This is a genomic window from Clostridioides sp. ES-S-0006-03, assembly GCF_020662275.1.
Classification (GTDB): domain Bacteria; phylum Bacillota; class Clostridia; order Peptostreptococcales; family Peptostreptococcaceae; genus Clostridioides.
The window spans coordinates 1-26,011 of record NZ_JADGMM010000011.1 but is presented as its reverse complement, the minus strand read 5'-3'; the positions used below and the strand labels follow the sequence as shown (position 1 = coordinate 26,011).

Sequence of the window (26,011 nt, the reverse complement as noted above, 5' to 3'; positions counted from 1 at the left end):
ATTATCGTAACATAGAGTCTCTGTGTTTTTTTACAACTCTATATCCTTTATTAGATAAATCCTCCGCTATAAGATTTGTTATAGTAACTGACCTATGTCTTCCACCTGTGCATCCAACACCAATTACTAGATGTTGTTTTCCTTCTTCTATATATTGAGGTACTAAGAAATGAATCATATCCAAAAGTTTCACATAAAATTCCTCACTAATTTTAGAATTCATGACATAATCTCTAACTTCTTTATCGTCACCAGTTTTAGATCTCAATTCTTCAACATAATATGGATTAGGAAGAAATCTTACATCAAATACTAAATCTGCATCCGCAAGTATACCATGTTTAAATCCAAAAGATACTACAGATATAGTTAAATTAGGATTATCTTCACCAGAAGAATATATTTTCTTTATTTCTTCTTTAAGGTCTTTTGGTTTCATATTAGTTGTGTCAATTATGCATGTAGAAAATCCCTTTAAAGGCTCCATTATTTTTCTTTCCATTTTTATACCTTCTGGAATTTGCATGTCTTTCGCCAATGGGTGATTTCTTCTTGTCATTTTATATCTCTTTAACAATACATCATCATTACAATCTAAATACACCATTTCATATTCATAATTTTCTTTTTCTAAGTAGTTTAAACTTTCATGAAGAGCTTCAAAAAACTTTCTTCCTCTTATATCTATACCTAGAGCAACTTTATCAATACTTGAATTTGGTTGATAACATAATTCTGCAAATTTAGTTATCAAAGCAGGAGGTAGATTATCTACACAATAAAATCCCATATCCTCTAAAGCTCTCATTGTTTCACTTTTTCCAGACCCTGAAAGACCTGTAACTATAACAAATTTCATTGCTAACTCCTCCTTTTTATCTTCTGTTTATTACACTTTTATCTTTCGATTATTACACTATAATATTTTCTACTAATGATATATCCATATTTGAATCATATACAGCTTTTATAGCTCGTTTAAAATCACCCACTCTTTCTGGGCAATGTGCATCTGACCCTATTATAAATTTATTTCCTATTTCTTTTATTTCGTTTATTTGTTTTACATTTAAAAAAGAATGACTACTATTTATTTCAAGCCTTGTATCTGTCTTTTTTGCTACCTTTGCTATTTCTTCTATATATACATCACCTTTATCACCAGGATGTGTAATTACAAAAATATCATTATTATTCATAGCATTTATTACAGCTTTTGTATTATACTCTTTTGCTTTTTCAGTTTTAAAAATATAGTTATTACAATGATTTAATAAACTTCCAAATGATGTAGGAGTAGAACCAAAATGGTATCCAGCCATGATATAGTCAAGTTCTTTTATAAATTTTTCATCCATGTCTATATTACCTTTATCATCTAATATGTTACACTCCATACCCAAAAGTATATTTATATCACTATATTTATCATTCAAAGAATTTATTTCTTCTCTCATTTTATGAATATCTTTCCTCTTTACACCATATGCAATATGTTTATAACTATGGTCTGATATTCCGATTGTCTTTATCCCTTTAGCAATGGCCACCTTTACATTATCTTCAATAGTTCCCTTACCATGACTATATAATGTATGTGTATGATAATCAGCCAATATTTTCATTTGTTAATCCTCTCCAAGTATTTTGACTTCTTCTTCCAACATAACCCCAAACTTGGCATATACAGCACTTTTTATAACATATATTAAATCTAAAATATCTTTAGCACTTGCTTCTCCTAAATTAATCACAAATCCACAATGCTTCTCAGATACTTGAGCACCTCTTAAAGTAAGTCCTCTTAGTCCAGTTTCTTCTATTAACTTACCTGCAAAATATCCTGTTGGTCTTTTAAATGTACTTCCTGCACTAGCAAAATTTAATGGTTGCTTAGTTGTTCTTCTTGTTGTTAAATCATCCATTAAACTTTTTATTTCATCATAATTTCCTTTTTGTAAATCTATTTCTGCTGATAAAGCTATATACCCATTTTTCGTTATTATACTTTTTCTATACCCAAATTCCATCTGTTCATTTGACAGTTCAAAGATATTTCCTTCCATATCTATTAATCTTACCGATTTTACTATATCTTTCATTTCACCACCATATGCTCCTGCATTCATGGCTAATGCTCCACCCAATGTTCCAGGTATACCTGAGGCAAACTCAAATCCTTTTAATTCTTGTTTTTGAAGAGCTTTACCTAAAACAGATAATAAAGCTCCTGACTGAGCAATTATTTTAGTGCCCTTTATCTCATAAGAATTAAAGTTGTCTGCAAGTTCTATTACTATGCCTCTTATTCCACCATCTTTAATTAGAATATTTGAGCCATTTCCAATTATTAAATATGGAATAGACTCTTTTTTCACTAATTGAAGTACATTTTTTAACTGCTCTTCAGTTCTAGGTCTAACCAATATATCGGCTGGCCCTCCAACTCTAAATGAGATATGTTTTTTCATAGGTTCATCTATTTTTATATCATCTTTGCTTAATATATTTAATAAATTTTCATATATATCTTGATTATTCATTGTATTTCCTCCCAAATTATACTAAACTTCAGTTGTCATTATTATCTAAATTATATTAATATATAGTATTAACTATATTCAATAATATATGATTTTGCTTATCATACAGATTTCATATTTTTAAGTTTTTTAATTCCAAACTATATTCAATAAATATATAATAAAGTAAAAAAAAAAAAATAACAACATATAAAAGAACATAAATAATTTAAAAAAAGCATCAATATCGCTGATATCAATGCTTTAAAAGGCTATTTAATTCGTATTATTTATCTAACTATTTTTCACATAGCAAAGATAATAAATTCCTCCAACTATTATAGAACCTCCAACTACATTTCCAAGCGTTACAAATACCAAATTAGTTATTAATTGAACCATAGTAATATCTGCTCCTAATGCCATTCCCATTGGTATAAAAAACATATTTGCAACACTATGTTGGAATCCACATAACACAAATAACATTATTACTGTCCAACATGAGGCTAACTTAGATACTATGTCTTGAGATGCTGTAGCCATCCATACAGCTAAAACTACTAAAATGTTACAAAGTATTGCTTTTAAAAACATTGAAACTATCGTTGAATTAACTTTAGCTTCTGCTACAGCTATGGCTTTTGTAGCTACATCCCCTGTTAATGTAGAAGAATAATATAAAAGTGCCACTAAAAGTAGTGAACCTACTAGATTTGCAAAATAAACTAATCCCCAGTTTCTTAGCATTTTCCCTAATGTTATTTTTTTATCCATAAGTGGAATAAACATTAAGGTATTTCCAGTGAATAATTCTGCCCCTGCTACCACTACAAGCATAAGACCTACTGGAAAGACCATAGCACTTAAAAAACTAGCTATTCCTGGGTCTATCTTACCAAAAGTCTGACTAATTATTATACTACCCAATGCCCCAAAACCTATAAATGCTCCTCCAAGTAAACCTAATAAAATTGCATTTTGTGTTGAAATATTCGCTTTTTTAATGCCTGCACTTATAGTTGCTTGTGCAGTTTCCCCAGGTGTCAAGAATCCTTTACTCATAAATCCTTCCCCCTTAAAAATTATACTTTTCCTTGTCTTTTTATGGCAATAATTATATAATAACAATATGATATATAATAAATTTTATTAATATAAAAAATATACTATATGTTTATATATACTTGTCTCATATAATTATATTATTTATTATATACCAACTTTGTTAATTTCGAAATAATTTATATTGAATTTGAAAAATTTACCTTTCGAATATTTATTTTACTTTTTTATTGTTGAGGTATTATATATAATAGATATATGTTTGTGTTATTATATATAATTACTTATTTTAATAAATATTTAAAGGAGGAAATTTTATGTTTGATATATCATTTTTCGAAATGTCAATATATGAAATAGCAGTTACTACAATATATATAATTAATTTCATGGTTATACTAAATCTCATTTTTAGAGAAAAGAGAAATATAAATACAACTCTAACATGGCTTCTTATATTAGTATTAATACCAGCTCTTGGATTTATACTTTATATAGCTTTTGGCAGAAATATTTCAAAAAACAATATGTTTAGATTAAAAGAAAAGGATGATAAGATAATCAAAAGCAATATACTAGATACTCAAGTTAAATTACAATCTACATCTGAAATTAATTCAGAGATACATCAACATAAGGATATGATTTATGCATTAGCTAATTCAAATAATGCTCATTATACCAATAATAACGATGTGTGGATTTACGCTGAGTCTAGTCAATTTTTTAACACTCTTCTTGAAGAACTTAAGAAAGCAAAGAAATATATAAACATACAGTTTTACATTTTCAAAGATGACAAAATCGGAACTGAAATAATTGACATTCTAGTAGATAAAGCCAAAGAAGGTGTAGAAGTAAGACTTTTATTTGACGCCGTTGGTGGTAGAACACTAAAAAATAGTACACTTTCTAGATTAAAAGAAAGTGGTGTTAAAGTTGGAAGTTTCTTTCCATCATTCTTAAAAATTGTAAACTTTAACTTAAACTACAGAAACCACCGAAAAATAGTTGTCATTGATGGAAAAGTAGGATTTGTAGGTGGATACAATGTTGGAGACGAATATCTAGGTAGAAATCCAAAATTTGGTCTATGGAGAGATACACATACTAAACTTACTGGTGATTGTGTAATTGACCTAAATATGAGGTTTATCCTTGATTGGAGATATACAACTAAAGAAGATTTAGATTTAGAAAAGTACTTCGTAGAAAGTGAAACACCTTCTGATTGTCCTTCTGAAAATATTGGGATTCAGATAGTATCAAGTGGTCCAGATATATTAGAACTTGATGAAATTAAATATGGTTACCTTAAAATGATTCAGAAAGCTAGAAAGTATATATACATACAGAGTCCTTATTTAATACTTGACTCAACATTTATAGATACTTTAAAAATAGCTTGTTTATCTGGTGTTGATGTAAGAATTATGATTCCTTCTAAACCTGACCATCCTTTTGTATACTGGGCATCATATTCATATGCTGGAGAACTTTTAAAATTTGGAGCTAAAATCTACACTTATGGTGAAAATGCATTTTTACATGCTAAGACAATAGTTATAGATGACTCTATATGTTCTATAGGAACAGCTAATATGGATATAAGAAGCTTTGAGCTTAATTTTGAAGTAAATGCATTTATGTACTCTTCAAAAAAAGCACTAGAGCAAAGAGTTATATTTGAAAATGATATTTTAGATTCAAAAGAAATAACATTAGATGTATATAATTCTAGGTCTACTTATATAAAAATCAAGGAATCAATTTCTAGACTATTATCATCAGTTTTATAAATCTTTTATTTTATAAAAATTTTACCTTTTGGTTTATTTTTTAAAGTTTTTTATATATATTATTTTTTTTTTATTGGATTCAGTCCATTTTTTTTATTTTTTTTAACTATTCTGAATTATTTTATATTATAATAGACTAGTATAGTTTTTTTTTAATAGGTAACTTTTTTGCATTGTTTTTATGAATAAAGAAATTGTTGTATATTATTCTTTCTTTATTGTTTTGGTTTTGTTCACCAACATAATATTGGTGTCAACTCATGGTTAATTATTTTATGAAAAATAATAACTTTAAAAAGAAAAGGGGGATTTGTTATGTGCGATTTTATTTCACACAACAAGCAGTTATTTGACGAATTAGATATATTTATTGACTCTCTTGCAACAAAGGAAGGTGCTTTGATACAAGTTCTACATGAAGCTCAAGGTATATTTGGATATCTTCCAAAAGAAGTACAACTTCATGTTGCTAAAAGACTTGGAGTAGCTCCTGCAAAGGTATATGGGGTTGTTACATTCTATTCTTATTTCACTACAGAACCTGTAGGTAAGTATAAAATAAGTGTCTGTCTAGGTACTGTATGTTTTGTAAAAGGTGCTGATAAGATATTAAGTGCTTTTGAAAAACAGCTTGGTATAAAAGTTGGAGAAACTACTAGTGATTTTAAATTTTCTTTAGAAGGTTTAAGATGTTTGGGGGCATGTGGTTTAGCTCCAGTTGTTACTGTAAATGGTAAAGTTTATGGTAAAGTAAAACCAGATCAAGTAAGCGAAATATTGGATACTTATAGAGAATTAGAATTGAATTGTTAAGAGGGGTGAATAAATAATGCGTAAAGTAAATTCATTTGATGAATTAAAAGTTTTAGCTGATGAGCTAAAACCTAGTCTTAGCCTAAGAAAAAATTATTCTAAGGAAAATGTATTAAGAAGAGAATTACTTGTTTGTTGTGATACTGGATGTACATCTTCAAACAGTATGGAAATAGTTAGTGAGTTAGAAAATGAAATAAAAAAATCAGGAATACAAGACAAGGTTGATGTTCGTTTAACAGGTTGTTTTGGTTTCTGTGCTCAAGGTCCTATCGTAAAAGTTTATCCTGATAACGTTTTCTACGTGAAAGTTGAACCATCTGATGCTGAAAAGATAGTTCAAAATCACTTAATTAGAAATACAGTTGTTGAGGAATTATTATATGAAGAAGAATCTTTAAATAAAAAAGTAGAAGCACAAGAAGAAATGTCTTTCTACAAAAAACAATTACGTATAGCTCTAAAGAATTGTGGGCTTATAGACCCAGATAGTTTAGAGGATTATATTGCTAATGATGGTTATTTAGCTCTAGGTAAATGTTTAACGACTCTTACTCCTCAAGAAGTTATTGCAGAAGTAAAGACTTCTGGTCTTCGTGGTAGAGGAGGAGCTGGATTCCCTACAGGTTCTAAATGGGAAGCTGCTTCAAAGAATCCTGCTGGCCCAACTGATAAAAAATTCGTTGTCTGTAATGCTGATGAAGGAGACCCTGGTGCATTCATGGATAGATCTGTACTTGAAGGAGACCCTCATAGTGTACTAGAAGCTATGGCAATATGTGGATATGCTATAGGTTCTGATACAGGGTACATATATATAAGAGCTGAATATCCAAAATCTATAGAAAGACTAAAAGTAGCTATAGCTCAAGCTGAAGCACATGGCTTACTTGGTGAAAATATCTTAGGTACTGGATTTAACTTCAAATTAGAATTAAAATACGGTGCAGGAGCTTTCGTTTGTGGTGAAGGTACAGCTTTAATGCATTCAATTGAAGGTAGACGTGGTGAACCTAGAATGAAGACTTATAGTTCTTCTAAAAGTGGATTATGGAAATCTCCTACTTGCTTAAACAATGTTGAAACTTTTGCTAATATTCCAGCAATCATACTTAAGGGTGGAGACTGGTTTGCTAACTTAGGTACTGATGATTCTAGTGGTACTAAAGTTTTTGCTCTTGGTGGAAAAGTAGAAAATGTAGGTCTTGTTGAAGTTGCAATGGGTACTACTTTAAGAGATATTGTATTTGAAATTGGTGGAGGAATTCCTGAAGGCAAAAACTTCAAGGCAGTTCAAACAGGTGGACCGTCTGGTGGATGTATACCAACTGAACATTTAGATATACCTATAGATTTTGGTTCATTAAGCTCTATAGGCTCAATGATGGGTTCTGGTGGTATGCTTGTTCTTGATGAATCTGACTGTATGGTAGATATAGCCAAATTCTTCCTTGAGTTTACTGTTGAAGAATCTTGTGGTAAATGTACACCTTGTCGTATAGGTACTACGAGATTATTAGAAATATTAACTAAAATTACAGAAGGTAATGGTACTCTACAAGATTTAGACGACCTAGAAAACCTTGCTGAAACTATACAAACTGCTTCATTATGTGGTCTTGGTAAAGCTGCTCCAAACCCTGTTTTAAGTACTCTTCAATATTTCAAAGATGAGTATATAGCACATGTTGTAGATAAGAAATGTCCTGCTGGCAAATGTCAAAACTTACTTTCTTACTTCATAACAGATGCTTGTAAGGGTTGTACAAAATGTTCTAGAGTGTGTCCTGCTGGTTGTATAACAGGTTCTGTTAAAGAACAACATACAATAGATACTTCTAAGTGTCTAAAATGTGGTGCTTGTATAGATAATTGTACATTTAATGCTATAATCAAGAAATAACTTATTTGGAGGAGGAATAACAATGAGTTTAGTTAATTTAACTATCAATGGCAAACATGTTTCAGCACCTAGTGGAACTTCTATCTTAGATGCTGCAAAACTAATAAATATAAAAATACATAACCTTTGTCATTTACATATGAATGAGATAGATAAGCTTGATACTTGTGCTTCTTGTCGTGTTTGTATGGTTGAGACAGAGAGAGGTTTAGTTCCAGCTTGTGGAACAGTTATAAAGGAAGGTATGAGAGTTCAAACTAATAGTGCTAAAGCATTAAATGCTCGTAGAACTATTGTTGAGTTACTATTATCAGACCATCCACAAGATTGCTTTATATGTGAAAAAAATGGAGACTGTGAATTACAAACTATAGCTGCTGATTTAGGAGTAAGAAAGATAAGATATCAAGGTTCTAAGTCTTTTGCAGGTAAAGATACCTCTACTAAATCTTTAGTTAAAGACCATTCTAAATGTATATTATGCAGAAGATGTGAAACTGTATGTAATGATATCCAAACAGTTGGAGCATTATCTGGAGTTAATCGTGGATTTAATACTTTAGTTAGTACATTTTTTAATGCTGATATGGTTGAAACAGAGTGTACATTCTGTGGCCAATGTATTTCTGTCTGTCCAACTGGAGCGTTAACAGAAGTAGATAATGTTCCTAAACTATGGGATGTTTTAAATAAAAAAGAAAAAACTATAGTAGTGCAAGTTGCCCCTGCTGTAAGAGTTGCTATTGGTGAAGAGTTTGGATTAGAACCAGGTTCAATATCTACAGGAAAAATGGTTGCTGCTTTAAAAGCACTTGGGTTTGAGCATGTATTCGATACAAACTTTGGTGCAGACTTCACTATAATGGAAGAAGCTACTGAATTTATAGAAAGAATTCAAAAAGGTGAAAATCTACCTATATTAACAAGCTGTTGCCCTGCATGGGTAAACTTCTTAGAACACAATTATCCAGACCAATTAAATCTAGCATCTAGCTGTAAATCTCCTCAAGGTATGTTTGGTTCTATAGCTAAGAATTACTATGCACCTAAAATACTAGGAATTAATCCAGATGACCTTTATGTTGTATCTGTAATGCCTTGTGTAGCTAAGAAGTATGAAGCTTCAAGAGAAGAATTAAGTGAATCTGGAATATTAGATGTTGACCTTTCTATAACTACTAGAGAGCTAGCTAAGATGATAAAAGAAGCTGCTATTGATTTACCTAATCTTCAAGACCAGGATTTTGATAATCCATTAGGAAAATCTACTGGTGCTGCGTCTATATTTGGAGCAAGTGGTGGAGTTTTAGAAGCTGCTCTACGTACTTCATATGAAAAGATAACTAACAAAACTTTAGATAATGTAAACTTTACTAATGTTAGAGGGCTTAAGGGAATCAGAGAAGCAAGTATAGATGTTGATGGAACTACAGTCAATGTATGTATTGTAAATACACTTAAAAATGCTAGAAAAATGATGGATAAAGTTAGAAGTGGAGAATGTAAATACCATATCATAGAAGTTATGGCATGCCCTGGTGGATGTGTTGGAGGAGCTGGTCAACCTTACCATCATGGTAATACTGATATAATTGATAGACGTGCTAATGCATTGTATGAGATAGATAGAAATAAGGCTATTCGTAAGTCTCATGAAAATCCTGACTTACAAGCTATTTATAAAGACTTCTTTGGAGATCCAAATAGCGATGTAGCTCATAAATACCTTCATACTCATTACTTTGATAAGAGTTGTATTTATGAAGAATGTCCAAAAGAATGTGCTTGTGAAGAAGCTAAATAAATTTTAACAAATTGAAAACTAAAATATTCTCAAATAAAAGGATTGTATAAAGTGCTTTTAAGTACTTTATACAATCCTTTCTATTTTAATCATAATAAGCTACATTTCTACGCTTATCTTTCTTAAAGTATCCCTGCCATTTTCATAAGCTGTTTTGCATTTGTAGTCTTACATCTTCCATCTTTTATGGCATAGTCAAAATAGATTTTATCATCAACATAGTACTCTGAAAAATGGTAGTTTACAATCTCTACATCTCCACCACTTGAAAGGTCACATAACTCAAAATCATGTGTTGTAACCATACTTATAATCCATGGCTTTGATAGTTTCTTTACTGCCTCACTTGCTCCAATAATTCTATCAGCAGAGTTAGTTCCTTTAAAAATCTCATCAACTAAAACTAACATCGGTAATTCTTTTATACTATATTGAATCATTGATTTTATTCTGAGAATTTCAGCATAAAAAGTTGATATACCTTGGCTTACATCATCTTGTATTCTCATAGATGTAAATATATACATACATGTGGCATCAAAATTTTTAGCACATACTGGAGCACCTGCATACGCCAATACTAAATTTACACCAATACTTCTTAAAAATGTCGTCTTCCCTGACATATTTGAACCTGTAATGATACAGGTTTGAGAATTTAATTTTATTGAATTTGCTACAACACTTTTCTCTGCTATTAATGGATGGTATACTTCTTCAACTTCTAACTTTGGAATACTTTCGCTTTTTATTATTGGAAAACATGTATTTTCTTTTACTTGACCAATAATAGTTAAACTTATCAAAGCTTCAAACTCTCCAATAGATTCAAGCCATCCTCTAATTTGATTTCCATAGACACTTTTCCATCTTTCTAGAGATTCTGCACAGTGATAATTCCACATAAGAACACCACAAGCAAGTATATAAACTATTTGATTATATCTTAAGTTTACTGCATTACCTATTGAGTTCAGCTGTTTAATACCTTTTGAAACACCATTACCTTTAGAAAGTTTTGCTTGTAATTCTTTTAAATATGGGCTTTCAAATGTCTCTTTCTCTAAAACTTCAAACATCTTTTCATATACTTGTATACTTCTACTAAATGAGAATAATGGGGATAAAGTCTGCATAAGCTTTGTATTCCCAAACCCACCAAATCCTAGCTGAAGTACAAAAAGTAAAAAAACAGGTAGCATAGGCAAAAACCCTAATATAAAAAATATAAAAGATAGTATTGTTGCAGTAGGCAAACCCCAAGTAAAAACATGCATCCACTTAGGTATATATACTTTTTTATCTTCTCCATACTCTATAAATGACTCTATACTTCCATCAGAGTTGGTTTTTTGTTCCTTACCAATTATATTACTCAAGGTCTGAATATGGATAGAAAAATCCTGTTTTGATAATAGCTCTTTTACTGCTGTTTGTCTTTCTAGGATTATATTATCGTTTGGATTTTCATTCCATAAGGACTTAGCTAAAGACTTCTTTCCATAGGATGTATTAGCTATACAAATATACTGATATAGTGATGCTCTTCCAAATAAGTCTAAATCTTTTGCTTGTGAATTTTCTTCTTGTATATATTCTTTTCCATCTATTTTGAATTCTTTCCACTCATCACCAAATCTCTTAACATACTTATCCAGCACTTCACACTTACTCTTAAAATACGATTCTTCCTCTTTTATTTTATTATGAATAACTAAAAGTGAAATAAATAGAATCAATGCTACAATTCCAACAAAAATACCTACTATATTTTTATTGTAAAATCCAATAGCAAATCCCGCTATCAATATTAAAAAAGATATTAATCTAGCTGTACTTATATTATTTGATTTTTTATTTAAGAGCAGTTCTTTTTCAGTAGTACTTTCTAAAAGCTTACTAAAATAGTTCATTCCCATAAAGACTCCAACTTCCTTATCATATAATAAATTTAAATATAGTATTAAATTTAAACTAATAACCTTAAAAGCTAATTTAAACTCCAATTATATAATATATATTTTATAACTATTCTATACAATTTTATTTTATATGCACTCTCTATTACTTAGTATCAATAAGTTTTGATAGTTTCTTAGTAAATTCTTGAGCTGCATCATACCCCATTCCTCTTTGTCTAAAATTCATTGCTGCTACTTCTAGTATCATAGCAGTATTTCTTCCAGGCTTTACAGGAACAACTAACTTCTCTACATTAACACCAAGTATTTCTTCATATTCTTTATCTAATCCAAGCCTATCATAATACTTATTTTCATCCCAAGCTTCTAAATGTACTACTAAATCTATCATTTTAGAATTTTTGATAGCTCCTACACCATATAGACTTCTGACGTCTATTATACCTATTCCTCTTATCTCTAGGAAATGTCTTATTAATTCAGGAGACTGACCCATCAACATACTTTCATCTAATTTTCTTATTTCTACAGCATCATCTGCAACTAATCTATTACCTCTCTGAATTAGTTCTAATGCTGTTTCTGACTTTCCTATACTACTCTCTCCCTTTATCAAAACACCTATACCATAAATATCAACTAAAACTCCATGAATCGTTGTATGTGGTGCTAACTTATTATCTAAGTAGTTTGATAATCTATTTATAAGTCTAGTTGTGTTTCTGTTTGTACTTAAAAGTATTCTCTTATACTTTTTAGCCTTTTCAATCACATCTGGTTTTATTTCTAAATCTCTAGAAATTATTAAAGCTGGTATTTCATATGAGAAAAATCTATTTAGTACCTCTTCTCGAATTTCATTATCCATCAATCCAAAGAAATTATATTCTGTTTTTCCAACTATTTGTATTCTCTCATATGCAAAGTAATCAAAATATCCTGCAAATTGTAAACCTGGTCTATTTATATCTTGAGAGTATACATAATAATCTACATCATCAGGCATGTATACTACTTTAAGTTTTAAATCTTTTATTATTTCTCTTATTGATACTTTATTGCTAGTTTCCATCAATTTTCTTCCTTCCTAAAAAAATTATAAACATTCTCTGCAATGCTTTTATTCATTCCTTCTACTTCTAAAAGTTCTTCAAAAGTAGCTTCTTTTATGGCTTCTACATCTTTAAAATGACTCATCAGTGCTTTTTTTCTTTTTTCACCTATCCCTTGTATATCATCTAAGATAGATTTTGTCAAAGCTTTATTTCTTAGACTTCTATGATATGTTATTGCATAATTATGAACTTCTTCTTGTATACTAGCAATAAATCTATATAAACTAGTTGTCTTATCCAACTCGATTTCTTTTTCTTTACATATTAACCCTTTAGTCCTATGCTTATCGTCTTTGTACATTCCCCAAAGTGGTATGTCTACATCATTAAGTTCTAATACTTTTTTTACAGCGCTAACCTGTCCCTTTCCTCCATCCAACAATATAAGATCAGGTAAATTTCCATGTTTCAATCTTCTATCTACAATTTCAGCCATGGAATCATAATCATTAGGTCCAATGACTGTTTTTATTTTATATCTTCTATACTCTTTTTTATCTTTTTTAGCATTTGTATAGACTACCATAGAACCAATTGAATCTACTCCTTGTATATTTGATATATCAAAAGACTCTATTCTTATTGGCAATTTTTCTAAGTTTAACAATCGTTTTAATTCTTCTAATGCTCCAATACTTTTTTCATATTTCCTTTTGTTCATATCAGAAAATTTTTCAAGGTACTCTACTGCATTTTTTCTCACCATTTCAACTAGGCTTTTTTTCTCTCCTTTTTGTGGTACTCTTATTGTTACTTTTTGCCCTTTTTTAGACGATAGCCATTCTTCTAATATACAACTGTCTTCTATCTCATCTTCTATAATTAGTTCTTTAGGTATATATTCTTGCTCATTGTAAAATTGTTTTACAAATGAACTCAATATAGAAGCTCTTGGGCTATCCATTACCCCTTCTAGTATAAAGTGTTCTCTCCCAACAATCTTACCATTTCTAATAAAAAATACTTGTACACAGGCTTCATTATGAGCTCTTGCCATCGCAACTACATCCTGATTTAAATCGGTTACAGTAGCATCTATTTTTTGTTTTTGTATCATTTCTTCAAGACTCTTTATTTTATCTCTATATATAGCTGCTTCTTCAAATCTAAAATTCATAGAACTCTCATTCATCTTTTCTTTTAAGAGCTCCATCAACTTTTCTTCTTTCCCCGATAGACACATTATAATTTCTTCTATCATCTTTCCATATTCTTCTTTGGATACATTTCCTGTACAAGGTCCTAAGCACTTATTTATGTGTAAGTTTAAACAAGGTCTTGTTTTATTTTTTATCGCTTTTTCTATGTCAATTTTACAACTTCTTATTGGATAGGTACTGTTTATAAGGTCTAAAGTATCATTTACCGCAGTTATATTAGTATATGGTCCAAAATACTTTGCTTTATCTTTAAGAACCCTTCTAACCTTTAAAATCCTTGGATAATCTTCATTTGTAGTCACCTTAATATATGGGTAAGTTTTATCATCTCTAAGTAACACATTATACTTTGGTCTATATCTTTTTATTAAATTACATTCAAGTATTAATGCTTCCAACTCTGAATCTGTTATAATGTATTCAAATTTATATATATTCTTAACCATAGATTTTACTTTAGATGTATGGTTTTTTGAAGATTGAAAATACTGCCTTACTCTATTTTTTAGAGATATGGCTTTTCCCACATATATTATATGGTCGTATTTATCCTTCATTAAATATACACCAGGCTCAGAAGGTAATTTTTTTAAGTGGTCTTGTATATCAAACATATCGCCCTCCAAAACATTAAGTTTTATATTAAAATTATACCCTAAAATGTGAAAATTAAAAAGTTATTCAATTTCCAGCATTGTACACAAGTTAAAGTCCATATCATCTTCTATAATTGATTTAAAAGCAATCTCAAATACGAAGAACAATATGGACTTTATGTTTGGTAATTATCTACAATTTATTTTTAATTTATTTACTTCTAATATTTGCAACTTATTTTTATATATTTACAGTTAAAATTTTACACAGTTTATATAACCTAAGAGAAATATTTACTTAAGAATTGACCTGTATAAGACCCTTCAACTTTAGATACTTCTTCTGGTGTTCCAGTTGCAACTATAGTTCCACCTTTATCTCCACCCTCTGGGCCTAGGTCTATTACATAATCACAAGTCTTTATAACATCTAGATTATGTTCTATAACTATAATTGTATTTCCTGTATCTGCTAATCTTTGTAATACGTGAATTAGCTTATCTACATCTGCCATATGAAGTCCTGTAGTAGGTTCATCTAATATATATAAAGTCTTTCCTGTTGGTCTTTTACTAAGTTCTGATGCTAATTTTATACGTTGTGCTTCTCCTCCAGACAATTGAGTTGAAGGCTGTCCTAATTTAATGTATGAAAGACCTACATCCATCAATGTATCCAGCTTTCTTTTTATGTTTGGTATATTTTCAAAAAACTCAACAGCTTCTTCTACATTCATATCTAGTATATCAGATATAGTTTTATCTTTGTATTTTACTTGTAATGTTTCCCTATTGTATCTTTCACCCTTACAAACCTCACAAGGAACATATACATCTGGTAGAAAGTGCATCTCTATTTTTATTATTCCATCACCTTTACAAGCTTCACATCTACCACCTTTTACATTAAAACTAAATCTTCCCTTTTTATATCCTCTTGCTTTAGCTTCATTAGTAGCAGCAAAAATATCCCTTATAAAATCAAATACCCCTGTATAAGTAGCTGGATTTGAACGAGGTGTTCTTCCAATTGGACTTTGGTCAATATTTATAACCTTATCTATATTTTCAATTCCTTTTATTTCTTTGTGCTTACCAGCTCTTTGTTTTAGTCTATTCACTTTACTTGCAACACCTTTATAAAGTATGTCATTTATTAGTGTACTTTTCCCAGAACCTGAAACACCTGTTATACATGTAAACTTACCTAATGGCAATTTTACATCAATATTTTTTAGGTTATTTTCTGATGCTTTGATTACTTCTATAAAACTTCCATTTCCTTCTCTAGTAGTCTCAGGAACTAATATTTGTTTTTTTCCACTTAAGTACTGACCTGTTATTGAGTTTTCATTTTCTATTATTTCATCTAAAGTTCCTTGTGCAACTATCTCACCACCATGTATACCTGCACCAGGTCCAATGTCTATAACATAATCAGCTTCTCTCATTGTATCTTCATCATGTTCTACGACAATTAAAGTATTTCCTAAATCTGTTAGATGCCTAAGAGTGCCTATAAGTCTGTCATTATCTCTTTGATGAAGACCTATACTTGGCTCATCAAGCACATATAACACTCCAACTAATGCTGAACCGATTTGAGTTGCTAATCTTATACGTTGCGCTTCTCCTCCTGAAAGAGTTCCAGCTTTTCTTGATAAATTCAAATAATCAAGACCAACATCTCTTAAAAACTTAGCTCTTCCCTTTATCTCTTTTATAATTTCATGAGCTATAAATCTTTGCTTTTCTGTAAGAGTTACATTTTCCATAAAATCTATCAATTCGTTAACAGATAAGTTTGTTACTTCCATTATATTTTTTCCATCAACTAAAACAGATAAAACCTCTTTTTTAAGTCTCAATCCCTTACATTTTGGACAAGGTCTTTCTGCCATATATTCTTCAATTTTGTCTCTCATATACTCTGAGTTAGTTTCTTTGTATCTTCTCTCTAAGTTTACTACTACTCCTTCAAAATATGATTTATAATTTCTAGTTCCTCCAAATTTTGATTCATAAACAAACTCTACCATTATATTATCCTTACCATAAAGTAACTCTTGAACAAAATCTTCTGGTAAATCTTTAAATGGAGTTGTCAGAGATACCTTAAAATGCTCTGCTAAACTTTTTATCATTTTGCTATAATAAGTATCGTCGTTGACACCTGTTGAACCCCAAGCAGCCACTGCACCTTGTTTTATTGATAAATCTTTATTTGGTACAACTAGTTCTGGGTCAACTTCTTTACTTTCCCCAAGACCATTACAAACATCACAAGCTCCAAAAGGAGCATTAAATGAAAACATTCTTGGAGATAATTCTTCTATCCCAATTCCATGTTCTGGACATGCAAATTTAGTTGAGAAAAGAATCTCTTCTCCATCTATTATTTGAGCTATTACAAGACCATCTGATAGTTTAACCGCAGTTTCAATTGAATCTGCAAGTCTAGATTCTATTCCATCTTTGACTACTATTCTATCCACTACTACTTCTATACTGTGTTTTTGGTTTTTAGTTAAAACAATATCATCACTTACTTCATAGTTTTCCCCATCAACTCTAACTCTTACAAATCCTTCTTTTTTAATATTATCTAAGACCTTTTTATGTGTACCTTTTTGACCTCTAACAATTGGCGAAAGTATTTGCAACTTAGTTCTATCTGGAAAATCTAGCATTTTATCAACTATTTCTTGAATAGTCATTTGACTTATTTTTTCACCACATGTAGGACAATATACATCGCCTACTCTTGCAAATAACAATCTCAAATAGTCATATATTTCTGTTACTGTTCCAACTGTAGAACGTGGATTCTTTGAAGTAGTCTTCTGATCTATTGAAATAGCTGGTGATAGACCTTCAATATATTCTACATTTGGCTTTTCCATTTGCCCTAAAAACTGTCTAGCATAAGCAGACAAACTCTCTACATATCTTCTTTGGCCTTCTGCATATATCGTATCAAATGCCAAAGATGACTTTCCAGAACCAGACAATCCTGTAAAAACTATAAACTTATCTCTTGGTAACTCTAAATCTACATTTTTTAAATTATGCTCTTTTGCTCCTCTTATTATAATTTTATCTTCCATAACCTTGTTTTTACCTTTCTATTTTTCCAATTTTTCTTCCAACTGTTTTACCTTATCTCTTAATTCTGCCGCTCTCTCAAATTGTAAGTTTTGAGCAGCTTCCATCATCTCTGATTTTAATTTTTCTATATTATCTTTTATCTCTTCTTTATCATCTGTATCAGTTATTCCATAGACAACTTCTTCCTCTGCAACCTTAGTTGCTTCTATACTATCTCTTACACTTTTTTGTATAGTCTTAGGAGTTATGTTGTGTTCTTCATTATATAAATTCTGTATAGCTCTTCTTCTTTTTGTCTCATCAATAGCATTTTGCATTGAATCAGTTATCCTATCAGCATACATAATAACTCTTCCATTTTCATTTCTAGCTGCACGTCCAATAGTTTGTATTAATGCTGTTTCGGAACGTAAGAAACCTTCTTTGTCTGCATCTAAAATTGCTATAAGTGAAACTTCTGGTATATCTAGACCTTCTCTAAGTAAATTTATTCCTACAAGTACATCAAATTTTCCCAGTCTTAAGTCTCTTATTATCTCTGTTCTTTCTAATGTAACTATATCTGAATGTAGATATTTAACTTTTATTCCTATTTCTTTAAGGTAATTAGTTAAATCTTCACTCATTTTTTTAGTTAAAGTGGTTATAAGCACTCTTTCATTTTTTTCTATTGTTTTAGTTATTTCCCCTACTAAATTATCTATCTGATTATTTATAGGTCTTACTTCTACAATTGGGTCTAAAAGACCTGTTGGTCTTATTATCTGTTCAGCTATAGTCTCAGAATGTCGAATTTCATAAGGACCTGGTGTAGCACTTACAAACAATATTTGATTTATGTTTCCTTCAAATTCTTGAAAATTTAACGGTCTATTATCAAGTGCAGAAGGTAATCTAAATCCATTTTCTATAAGAGATGTTTTTCTTGATCTATCTCCTGCGTACATTCCTCTTACTTGCGGAATAGTAACATGTGCCTCATCTACAATTATCAAATAATCATCTGGAAAGAAATCCATTAATGTATATGGTCTTTCTCCTTCGTCTCTTCCAGTAATATGCCTTGAGTAGTTTTCTATCCCCTGACAAAACCCTATCTCCTTTAACATTTCTATGTCATACTTCGTTCTTTGCTCAATCCGTTGTGCTTCTAAAAGCCTATCATTTTCTTTAAAAGTCTCAATTTGTTGTTGAAGTTCATCTTCAATTTGAACAATTGCATTTTCAATTCTTTCTGGTGTTGTTACATAGTGAGATGCGGGGAAGATAACAACATGATTTCTTGTCCCAACAATCTTTCCTGTTACATAATCAATTTCTGTTATTCTATCTATTTCATCACCAAAGAACTCTATTCTTATTGCTTTTTCATCATTGCTAGCTGGAAATATTTCTAATATATCTCCTCTAACTCTAAAAGTCCCTCTTGTAAAATTTATATCATTTCTTTCATATTGTATCTCTATTAACCTTTTTATTACATCATCTCTATCCTTCTGCATACCAGGTCTTATAGATAACATAAGTTCTTTATAATCTTTTGGGTCCCCCAAACCATATATACAAGATACTGAAGATATTATTATAGTATCTCTTCTTTCTAAAATAGATGCTGTAGCAGAATGTCGAAGTTTATCTATTTCGTCATTTATACTTGCATCTTTTTCTATATAAGTGTCACTGTGAGCTACATATGCCTCTGGTTGATAGTAATCATAGTAACTTACAAAATATTCAACTGCATTGTCTGGGAAAAATTCTTTAAACTCACTATAAAGTTGTGCTGCTAGTGTTTTATTATGAGCCATTATTAGGGTAGGTTTTTTAACTTGTTGTATTATATTTGCCATTGTGAATGTTTTTCCTGAACCTGTTACACCTAACAATGTCGAAAATTTTTCATTTCTATTTATAGAATCCACTATTGATTTAATAGCTTCTGGTTGGTCACCTGTTGGTTTGAAGTCTGACTTTATTTTAAAATCCATAGTATCACTCCTTCTTTTCGAACATTAGTTCCTAACATGTATTATTATATCATACCTTTCTAGAATTGTTTCAGTTATTTTAAATATTTTACCCATTTAAATTTTACTTAAATCTAAAATATAAAAAAAGACTTCTATCTTTATAATAGAAGTCTATAAGTAATGGAAAATAAATACTTTATCCAGTTTATATAATGAAATCAAATGCTTCTTTTTCAACTCCGTCTAGCTTCAAATCGAATAGTCTTAATATAGTTGCTGCATGAGCTCTTAAGTCGCCTTCTTCCTCTACTACGCCTGTTTTTATTTTAGGTCCAAAAGCTATAAACGGAGGTCTATTCCCCTTAGTAGGTAAATGACCATGTGTAGCAACAGCAAACTTGTAATCTTTTATATCAGAATCCTTTATAATATTTCCTTCTAAATCATTTCCAAATGAAATTCCTTCAATTCCTTCAATTACCATTTCAAAGTCGCCTTCAAGTCCAAGATTGGATGCTTCTTCTCTGGTAAATATATTCTCTATAAATAATTCTTCTTTAAACTCTTCAAGCAATACTCTCAACTCTTCTAATCTATTTTGGTTATTTACTATTATCTGTGCTGATATACCTGACGAATTTACATAGGCATCAAAATTCTTAACTACTCCATTTTCTACTGTTATAAATCCATGTGATTTAAGTAAAACATTTGGATTTACAACTTTATCAACTCTAAGATGACCATGGTCTCCAAGTATTATAAAATTTGTATCTTCATATGTACCTGCATCCTTTGTAGCTTGAATTATATCTCCTAACCATTTATCATTCATTTTCAAGGCTTCATTTACTTTTTCATTAAACAAACCATGGTTATGTCGTGTATGGTCCAAAGTTGCTAGATGTATTAACATTAAATCTGGATTATATTCTTTTATTACATCTATAGCACAATTTACTCCAAACAAATCCATATTAGGCTCTAATTTCCAATCAATATAGTGACAATGTCTATCATAAATACTATCCATTATAACCTTACTTGAACTTTTTTCAAAAATTTCTCTTGGGTCATCTTCTCTATTAGGAGCCCATATCTCTGCAATATTATAATCTATATTTGGATTTGCACCCATTACAGGCCATAAGATACTAGAAGTAGTCAGATTATTGTCCTTTGCTACATCTATAATTGTCTTTACTTTTATATCTTTTGAATACCAATACCAATCTTTATTTTCTTTATTGGGGTCAAATTTTTCATTATGATATATTCCATGTTTTTTAGGATATACTCCTGTAACCATACTTGTATGACAAGGATATGTTAAAGTTGGATATACACAATTTATATTTTTCACCATAGAACAATTTTCTAAGATAGATTTAAAATTTGGTAGATTCTTTACAAATTCTAAATCTTTTTCAAATAAAGAATCTACTGATAATACTATAACTTTTGTCATTTACATTACCTCTTCATTCATATATTATTGGATACATTCAATCAATCTATAATCTATATATGTTACAGGTGATATTTCATCAACATTTCATACCTGTCTATAATTATTTATTAGTCTTGTCTATTACTGCTTGCATTGCAGAAGTTCCTTTGCTTACTGCATCTTTTGGCGCCACATTTAAATCAGTAAGACCTTTTTTAATCTCATCCATTAACTTATCAGTTGCTTCTTTATATCCATTTAACATTGGAAGGGCAACAGCATATTGTAATTGGTCAGTTGCAACTTTATATTGTGGCTTTTCTTTATACAATGTTTGTAATTTTTCTGATTTAGTTGCATCTTCAGTTGTTGGCAGATATCCTGTTGATGAACTAAATTGAACTATTTTATCTGTTTGAGTCATCCATTCCATAAATTCTGCACTTGCATCTTTTTCTTTGTCTGTTCCACCTTCAAGCATAACTAAGTTTGCTCCCCCTGTAGGCGTTGCATATTTTTGATTTTTTGGTAAAAATGCTGTTGATATTTCAAACTTACCGTCTGTTTGTTGCATAAGACCTGCTAAATCTGCTGTTGATGTAAATATCATACCAACTTTACCATTTACAAAATCTTGCTTTGCTACATCCCAAGCATTATAATCTTCACCAGGTGGCATTTTCATTATTCCAGATTTCATCATATCTTGCCAGAATTTAACTGGTGCTTGACCTGCTTCATTATTGAATGCTACTTTTTTTCCATCAGTTATTTCTCCTCCACTTTGCATTACCATAGCTTCATAGAACCAAATATCTATTGGAGTTTCAAATCCATAAGTATCTTCTGATTTGTTTGTCATTTTACTAGCATATGTTTTAAGTTCTTCCCATGACTTTGGTCCTGAAGGGTCAAGGCCTGCTTTAACTGCCATATCCTTATTTATGTATAGTATTGGTGTACTTCTATTAAATGGCATACCAACAAACTTATTTTCATAATATGAATTTGTTAGAAGACCAGAAAAAAATCTTTCTTGGTATGCCTTATCAAAGTATTTACTCATATCTACTAAAGCCCCTGCTGATGCAAATGTACCTGTTTGAGTTATTTCTAATAATGTTACATCTGGTTGGTCTTTAGAAGTTAATGCAGCTTGTAATTTTGTTGCATTTTCATAGTAATCTTTTTGTTTTAGCATATTTACTTGTATGTCTTTATGTTCACTATTAAACTGGTCAACCATTTTTTGTGCAGTTTCACCATTAGTTCCACCCAAAGGTGCCCAGAAATCTATCTTTGTAATATTGCTATCTGTCTTTTCTCCTTTAGATGTATTTGAATTTGAACACCCAACTAAAGAACCTAATAATAATGTTATTGCTAATCCTGTTGCTAATTTTCTTTTAAGCTTCATTTCCATCCTCCAAATTTAGTTTTTGACTTTTTATTTTATTCCTGAATACATAAAAGCTTCTTTTACTTTTTTATTTGCAAATATATAAACAAGAATTATTGGTAAAATTAAAATTATATTTCCTGCCATTATTACATTCCATGCAGTAATTCCTTCTGAAGATTTAAGAAGAGCTACTCCGATTGGTAAAGTTCTTATTGCATCTGTATTTGTCATTACTAAAGGCCAGAAATAGTTATTCCAATGATATATAAAATTAAATAATATAAATGTTATTACTGCTGGTTTTGCCATAGGAACCATTATTTTAAACATTATTTTTAAGTCCGAAGTATTGTCTAATTTAGCTGCTTCAATAATCTCATCTGATATCTGCATAAAATTTTGTCTAAGCAGAAATATACCAAATGAAGATGTCATAAATGGAATTATAAGTGGCACATATGTATTTATAAATCCAAATTTACTCATCATCATATATACAGGTAAAAAAGTTACTTGTGGAGGAATCATAAGTCCTATGAGTAATAGTCCAAACAATACCTTCTCACCTCTAAATTTAATCTTAGAAAATGCATAAGCTGCAGGAACCATCACTAAAAACTGTATGATTAAAATACTACCTGTCACAAAGATACTATTTAATAAATATCTAAAAAATGGTCCTGAATTCCATGCTGTAGTATAATTTCCTAGTACTATATCGTTTGGTATTATTGTAGGTGGTAGTTGCATCATTTCTTGTGGGTTTTTAAAAGATGTTGACAGCATCCATATAAAAGGGAATATAAATATTGCAGATAAAAGTAGTAGAATTAATACTTCTATTGATTTTGATACTATTTTCTTTATATCAGCTTTATCTTTTTTAATAGGTCTTATAATGTCCATTTTGTCCTCCTTTTTAACACGCCTTATAATATATATTTTTTATTTATTGATAATGAACTTTTTTTGATAATAGTCTGAAATTAGCATATGTAGCAATCATAACTATGGCTAATAAAAACATACTTGCTGCACTTGCTTGCCCTATATCGTAATATATAAATCCAGACTCATATATATAATAAGATAACATGTTAGTTGAACCTAATGGACCACCTTGTGTCATTATGCTTATTTCGTCAAATACTTGAAATGATGCTGTTGTTGTTGTTATCATGAGAAAAAATATTGTTGGCGATAATAATGGCAATGTTACCTTAAAGAAATTTGTTATCTTGTTTGCATTGTCTAGTTTAGAAGCCTCATATATATAGTTTGGTATCGATTTAAGACCTGATAACACGATTAAAATATTGTATCCAAGAGTTTTCCATATTCCTATTAGAATCAATGACATTAAAGCTGAACTTTCACTTGAAAGCCATTTTGATGTTGGTAAATGCAATGTTGACAGTATCCAGTTTAAAAAGCCATATTGTGGCTCCATAATCCAAAGCCACAATACAGCTACAGATACTAGTGAAATTACATGTGGTGTAAAGATTATACTTTGTGTCAAATTGTGTATTATAGAGTTTTTATTTAACCAAACAGCAAGTACTATAGCTAGTGATATAGATATAATTACCATAAAAAAAGTATAAATTGCAGTATTCGTTATAGTTTGTATAAACTCTGGATTTTTTAAAAGCTCTGTGTAATTATTTAATCCTACATTTTCGAAAGTTGAACTAAGAAGACTTCCTGATTTGAAACTCAGCGATATTGTCTTAATTATTGGATATACTATAAACAGTAAAGTTCCTATAATTGCAGGTGTTATGTATAAATATGCTTTATTAAATTGCTTTTTCATAAATATCTCCTTTGATTTTAGAATACATATTCTTACATTCTTTTATATCATCTATTCTTTGCCCATCTTTATTAAAATAATATAAATCCTTTTCTAATACATTTACTTTCAAAGTTTTCCCTATATCAAATATATCGTTTTCTGTTTTAACCCTTACTTCACTGTCAAGAACAGATAAACAGTATATAGTTTCGTTTCCTAATACCTCTTTAGTTATAACCTTTCCAAGCAAATTAAAAGTATCATCATTTTTTATATCTATATTTATACTTTCTAATACAGCTTTTTCAGGCCTAAATCCAAGTTTGATATTATCCTTCATATTTAATATGTTCATACAAGGATTTCCGATAAATTGTGCCACAAACAAATTTTTAGGGTCTTGATATATTTTTTTTGGAGAACCTATTTGCATTATCTTTCCTTTGTTCATTATAACTATTTTATCCGCCATTGACATTGCTTCGACTTGGTCATGAGTTACATAAACAAATGTAGATTTTAATTTTTGATGTAACTGTATTAATTCTGTCCTCATTTGATTTCTCAGTTTTGCATCTAAATTTGATAATGGTTCATCCATTAAAAATACCTTTGGATTTTTAACCATTGCTCTAGCTAATGCTACTCTCTGTCTTTGTCCTCCAGACAAATTTCCTGGCTTTACATTTAAATATTCTTGTAATCCAACTATATCAATAACCTCTGTTATAAGTTCTTCTCTTTTTTCTTTTGGAACTTTTTTATTCTTTAAACCAAATTCTATATTTTCTTTTACAGTCATATGTGGATATAATGCATAATTCTGAAATACCATAGCTATATCTCTCTTACTTGCATCAGTTCTTGTTACATCATTTTCTTCAATTTTTAAATTACCTGAAGTTATATCTTCAAGCCCAGCAATCATTCTTAGTGTAGTAGATTTTCCACAGCCACTTGGGCCTACCAATACCGTAAAAGAACCATCTTCTATAGTAAGGTTCAAGTTCTCTATAACAGTGTTCTTTTTATCATAAGATTTTGTGACATTTTCTAGTCTTATATCTGCCATTTTTTATCCTCCTCAAAATACTTTGTTTAGTTATACGATTTACTTATAAATTAATAATACTCTTTATTTGTAAAGGACATATTAAGACAAAGTGAACATATAGTAAATTTATTAAAATAGATGTTAAATCACATATATTTTCTGTTAAATTATACTAAACTTAAATAAATATACTGACTAATAAGATAGAATTAAAATAAATAAAATAACTGATATAGCAAATTAGACATAATAAAAAAGACCTCTATGGGGGATAGAGGCCTTTAAGTGGGGGAGATTGAGTAATTTATTTTTGCTATTAAGTTTTACAATTATATTATGTCCCAAATTTGCCATGTCTAAACACAAAAAATAAAAATTTTTTATTTTTTATAAATTTACTCAAAAAAAATTACGTGGCTACGTCCTACTCTCCCAGGCAGTTTCCCACCAAGTACCATCAGCGCTAGAGAGCTTAACTTCTGTGTTCGGAATGGGAACAGGTGTATCCTCTCTGCTATTGTAACCAC

18 protein-coding genes and 1 rRNA gene are annotated in these 26,011 nt (G+C 30.0%); 4 read left to right on the top strand and 15 right to left on the bottom strand.

Translation table 11 applies throughout. The annotated features are described in order from the left end of the window. Position 1: 1 nt before the first annotated feature. From rapZ to IR151_RS14360, 4 genes are all read right to left on the bottom strand, one after another. A complete protein-coding gene (gene rapZ / locus IR151_RS14375) occupies positions 2–859 on the bottom strand; it encodes an RNase adapter RapZ (RefSeq protein WP_227435598.1) in 858 nt (285 codons plus the stop codon). A 52-nt stretch (positions 860–911) separates the two neighbouring features. Further along, positions 912–1,625: a PHP domain-containing protein gene (locus IR151_RS14370; protein WP_227435589.1), complete on the bottom strand. Its 714-nt coding sequence runs from the start codon at positions 1,623–1,625 to the stop codon at positions 912–914. Positions 1,626–1,628: 3 nt separating this feature from the next. After that, positions 1,629–2,543, bottom strand: coding sequence for a UDP-N-acetylmuramate dehydrogenase (gene murB, locus IR151_RS14365; RefSeq protein ID WP_227435587.1), 915 nt, complete (start codon positions 2,541–2,543; stop codon positions 1,629–1,631). A gap of 273 nt (positions 2,544–2,816) precedes the next feature. Beyond that, entirely contained in the window at positions 2,817–3,587 is a 771-nt protein-coding gene (locus IR151_RS14360; RefSeq protein ID WP_227435585.1) for a formate/nitrite transporter family protein, read from the bottom strand. A 317-nt stretch (positions 3,588–3,904) separates the two neighbouring features. Between IR151_RS14360 and cls the strand changes: the two genes are divergently transcribed. The 4 genes from cls (at position 3,905) to IR151_RS14340 (ending at position 9,906) form a co-directional block, all read left to right on the top strand. Then, a complete protein-coding gene (gene cls / locus IR151_RS14355; RefSeq protein ID WP_227435582.1) occupies positions 3,905–5,386 on the top strand; it encodes a cardiolipin synthase in 1,482 nt (493 codons plus the stop codon). A gap of 315 nt (positions 5,387–5,701) precedes the next feature. Next, entirely contained in the window at positions 5,702–6,199 is a 498-nt protein-coding gene (locus tag IR151_RS14350) for a complex I 24 kDa subunit family protein (RefSeq protein WP_227435580.1), read from the top strand. Positions 6,200–6,215: 16 nt separating this feature from the next. Further along, on the top strand, positions 6,216–8,102 hold the full coding sequence (locus IR151_RS14345) for an NADH-quinone oxidoreductase subunit NuoF (protein ID WP_227435578.1): 1,887 nt from the start codon (positions 6,216–6,218) through the stop codon (positions 8,100–8,102). Between the two features lie 22 nt (positions 8,103–8,124). Continuing rightward, positions 8,125–9,906: an NADH-dependent [FeFe] hydrogenase, group A6 gene (locus tag IR151_RS14340; protein WP_227435576.1), complete on the top strand. Its 1,782-nt coding sequence runs from the start codon at positions 8,125–8,127 to the stop codon at positions 9,904–9,906. 122 nt (positions 9,907–10,028) lie between these two features. Here IR151_RS14340 and IR151_RS14335 read toward each other — a convergent pair whose 3' ends face one another. The 11 genes from IR151_RS14335 to rrf form a co-directional block, all read right to left on the bottom strand. After that, positions 10,029–11,819: a MutS-related protein gene (locus tag IR151_RS14335; RefSeq protein WP_227435574.1), complete on the bottom strand. Its 1,791-nt coding sequence runs from the start codon at positions 11,817–11,819 to the stop codon at positions 10,029–10,031. A 151-nt stretch (positions 11,820–11,970) separates the two neighbouring features. Next, the gene (gene hprK, locus IR151_RS14330; protein WP_227435572.1) at positions 11,971–12,900 is read right to left on the bottom strand and encodes an HPr(Ser) kinase/phosphatase; all 930 of its coding nucleotides are present in this window, start codon (positions 12,898–12,900) and stop codon (positions 11,971–11,973) included. Beyond that, positions 12,900–14,717 (bottom strand): excinuclease ABC subunit UvrC, encoded by a 1,818-nt coding sequence (gene uvrC / locus IR151_RS14325; RefSeq protein ID WP_227435569.1) that lies wholly within the window; start codon positions 14,715–14,717, stop codon positions 12,900–12,902. Before uvrC ends, hprK begins: the two co-directional genes overlap by 1 nt. A gap of 263 nt (positions 14,718–14,980) precedes the next feature. Continuing rightward, the gene (gene uvrA, locus IR151_RS14320) at positions 14,981–17,806 is read right to left on the bottom strand and encodes an excinuclease ABC subunit UvrA (RefSeq protein ID WP_227435565.1); all 2,826 of its coding nucleotides are present in this window, start codon (positions 17,804–17,806) and stop codon (positions 14,981–14,983) included. 18 nt (positions 17,807–17,824) lie between these two features. Then, complete coding sequence (uvrB, locus tag IR151_RS14315) at positions 17,825–19,795, bottom strand: excinuclease ABC subunit UvrB (RefSeq protein WP_227435556.1); 1,971 nt, start codon at positions 19,793–19,795, stop codon at positions 17,825–17,827. Between the two features lie 187 nt (positions 19,796–19,982). Beyond that, positions 19,983–21,245 (bottom strand): alkaline phosphatase family protein, encoded by a 1,263-nt coding sequence (locus IR151_RS14310; protein WP_227435553.1) that lies wholly within the window; start codon positions 21,243–21,245, stop codon positions 19,983–19,985. A 103-nt stretch (positions 21,246–21,348) separates the two neighbouring features. Next, entirely contained in the window at positions 21,349–22,644 is a 1,296-nt protein-coding gene (locus IR151_RS14305) for an ABC transporter substrate-binding protein (protein WP_227435550.1), read from the bottom strand. Positions 22,645–22,674: 30 nt separating this feature from the next. Beyond that, positions 22,675–23,535, bottom strand: coding sequence for a carbohydrate ABC transporter permease (locus IR151_RS14300; RefSeq protein WP_227435548.1), 861 nt, complete (start codon positions 23,533–23,535; stop codon positions 22,675–22,677). 43 nt (positions 23,536–23,578) lie between these two features. Then, on the bottom strand, positions 23,579–24,448 hold the full coding sequence (locus IR151_RS14295) for a carbohydrate ABC transporter permease (RefSeq protein WP_227435546.1): 870 nt from the start codon (positions 24,446–24,448) through the stop codon (positions 23,579–23,581). After that, positions 24,432–25,502, bottom strand: a complete 1,071-nt coding sequence (locus tag IR151_RS14290) for an ABC transporter ATP-binding protein (protein ID WP_227435543.1) — start codon at positions 25,500–25,502, stop codon at positions 24,432–24,434. Before IR151_RS14290 ends, IR151_RS14295 begins: the two co-directional genes overlap by 17 nt. A 393-nt stretch (positions 25,503–25,895) precedes the next feature. Continuing rightward, a 5S ribosomal RNA gene (gene rrf / locus IR151_RS14285) occupies positions 25,896–26,011 on the bottom strand; the annotation flags it as partial.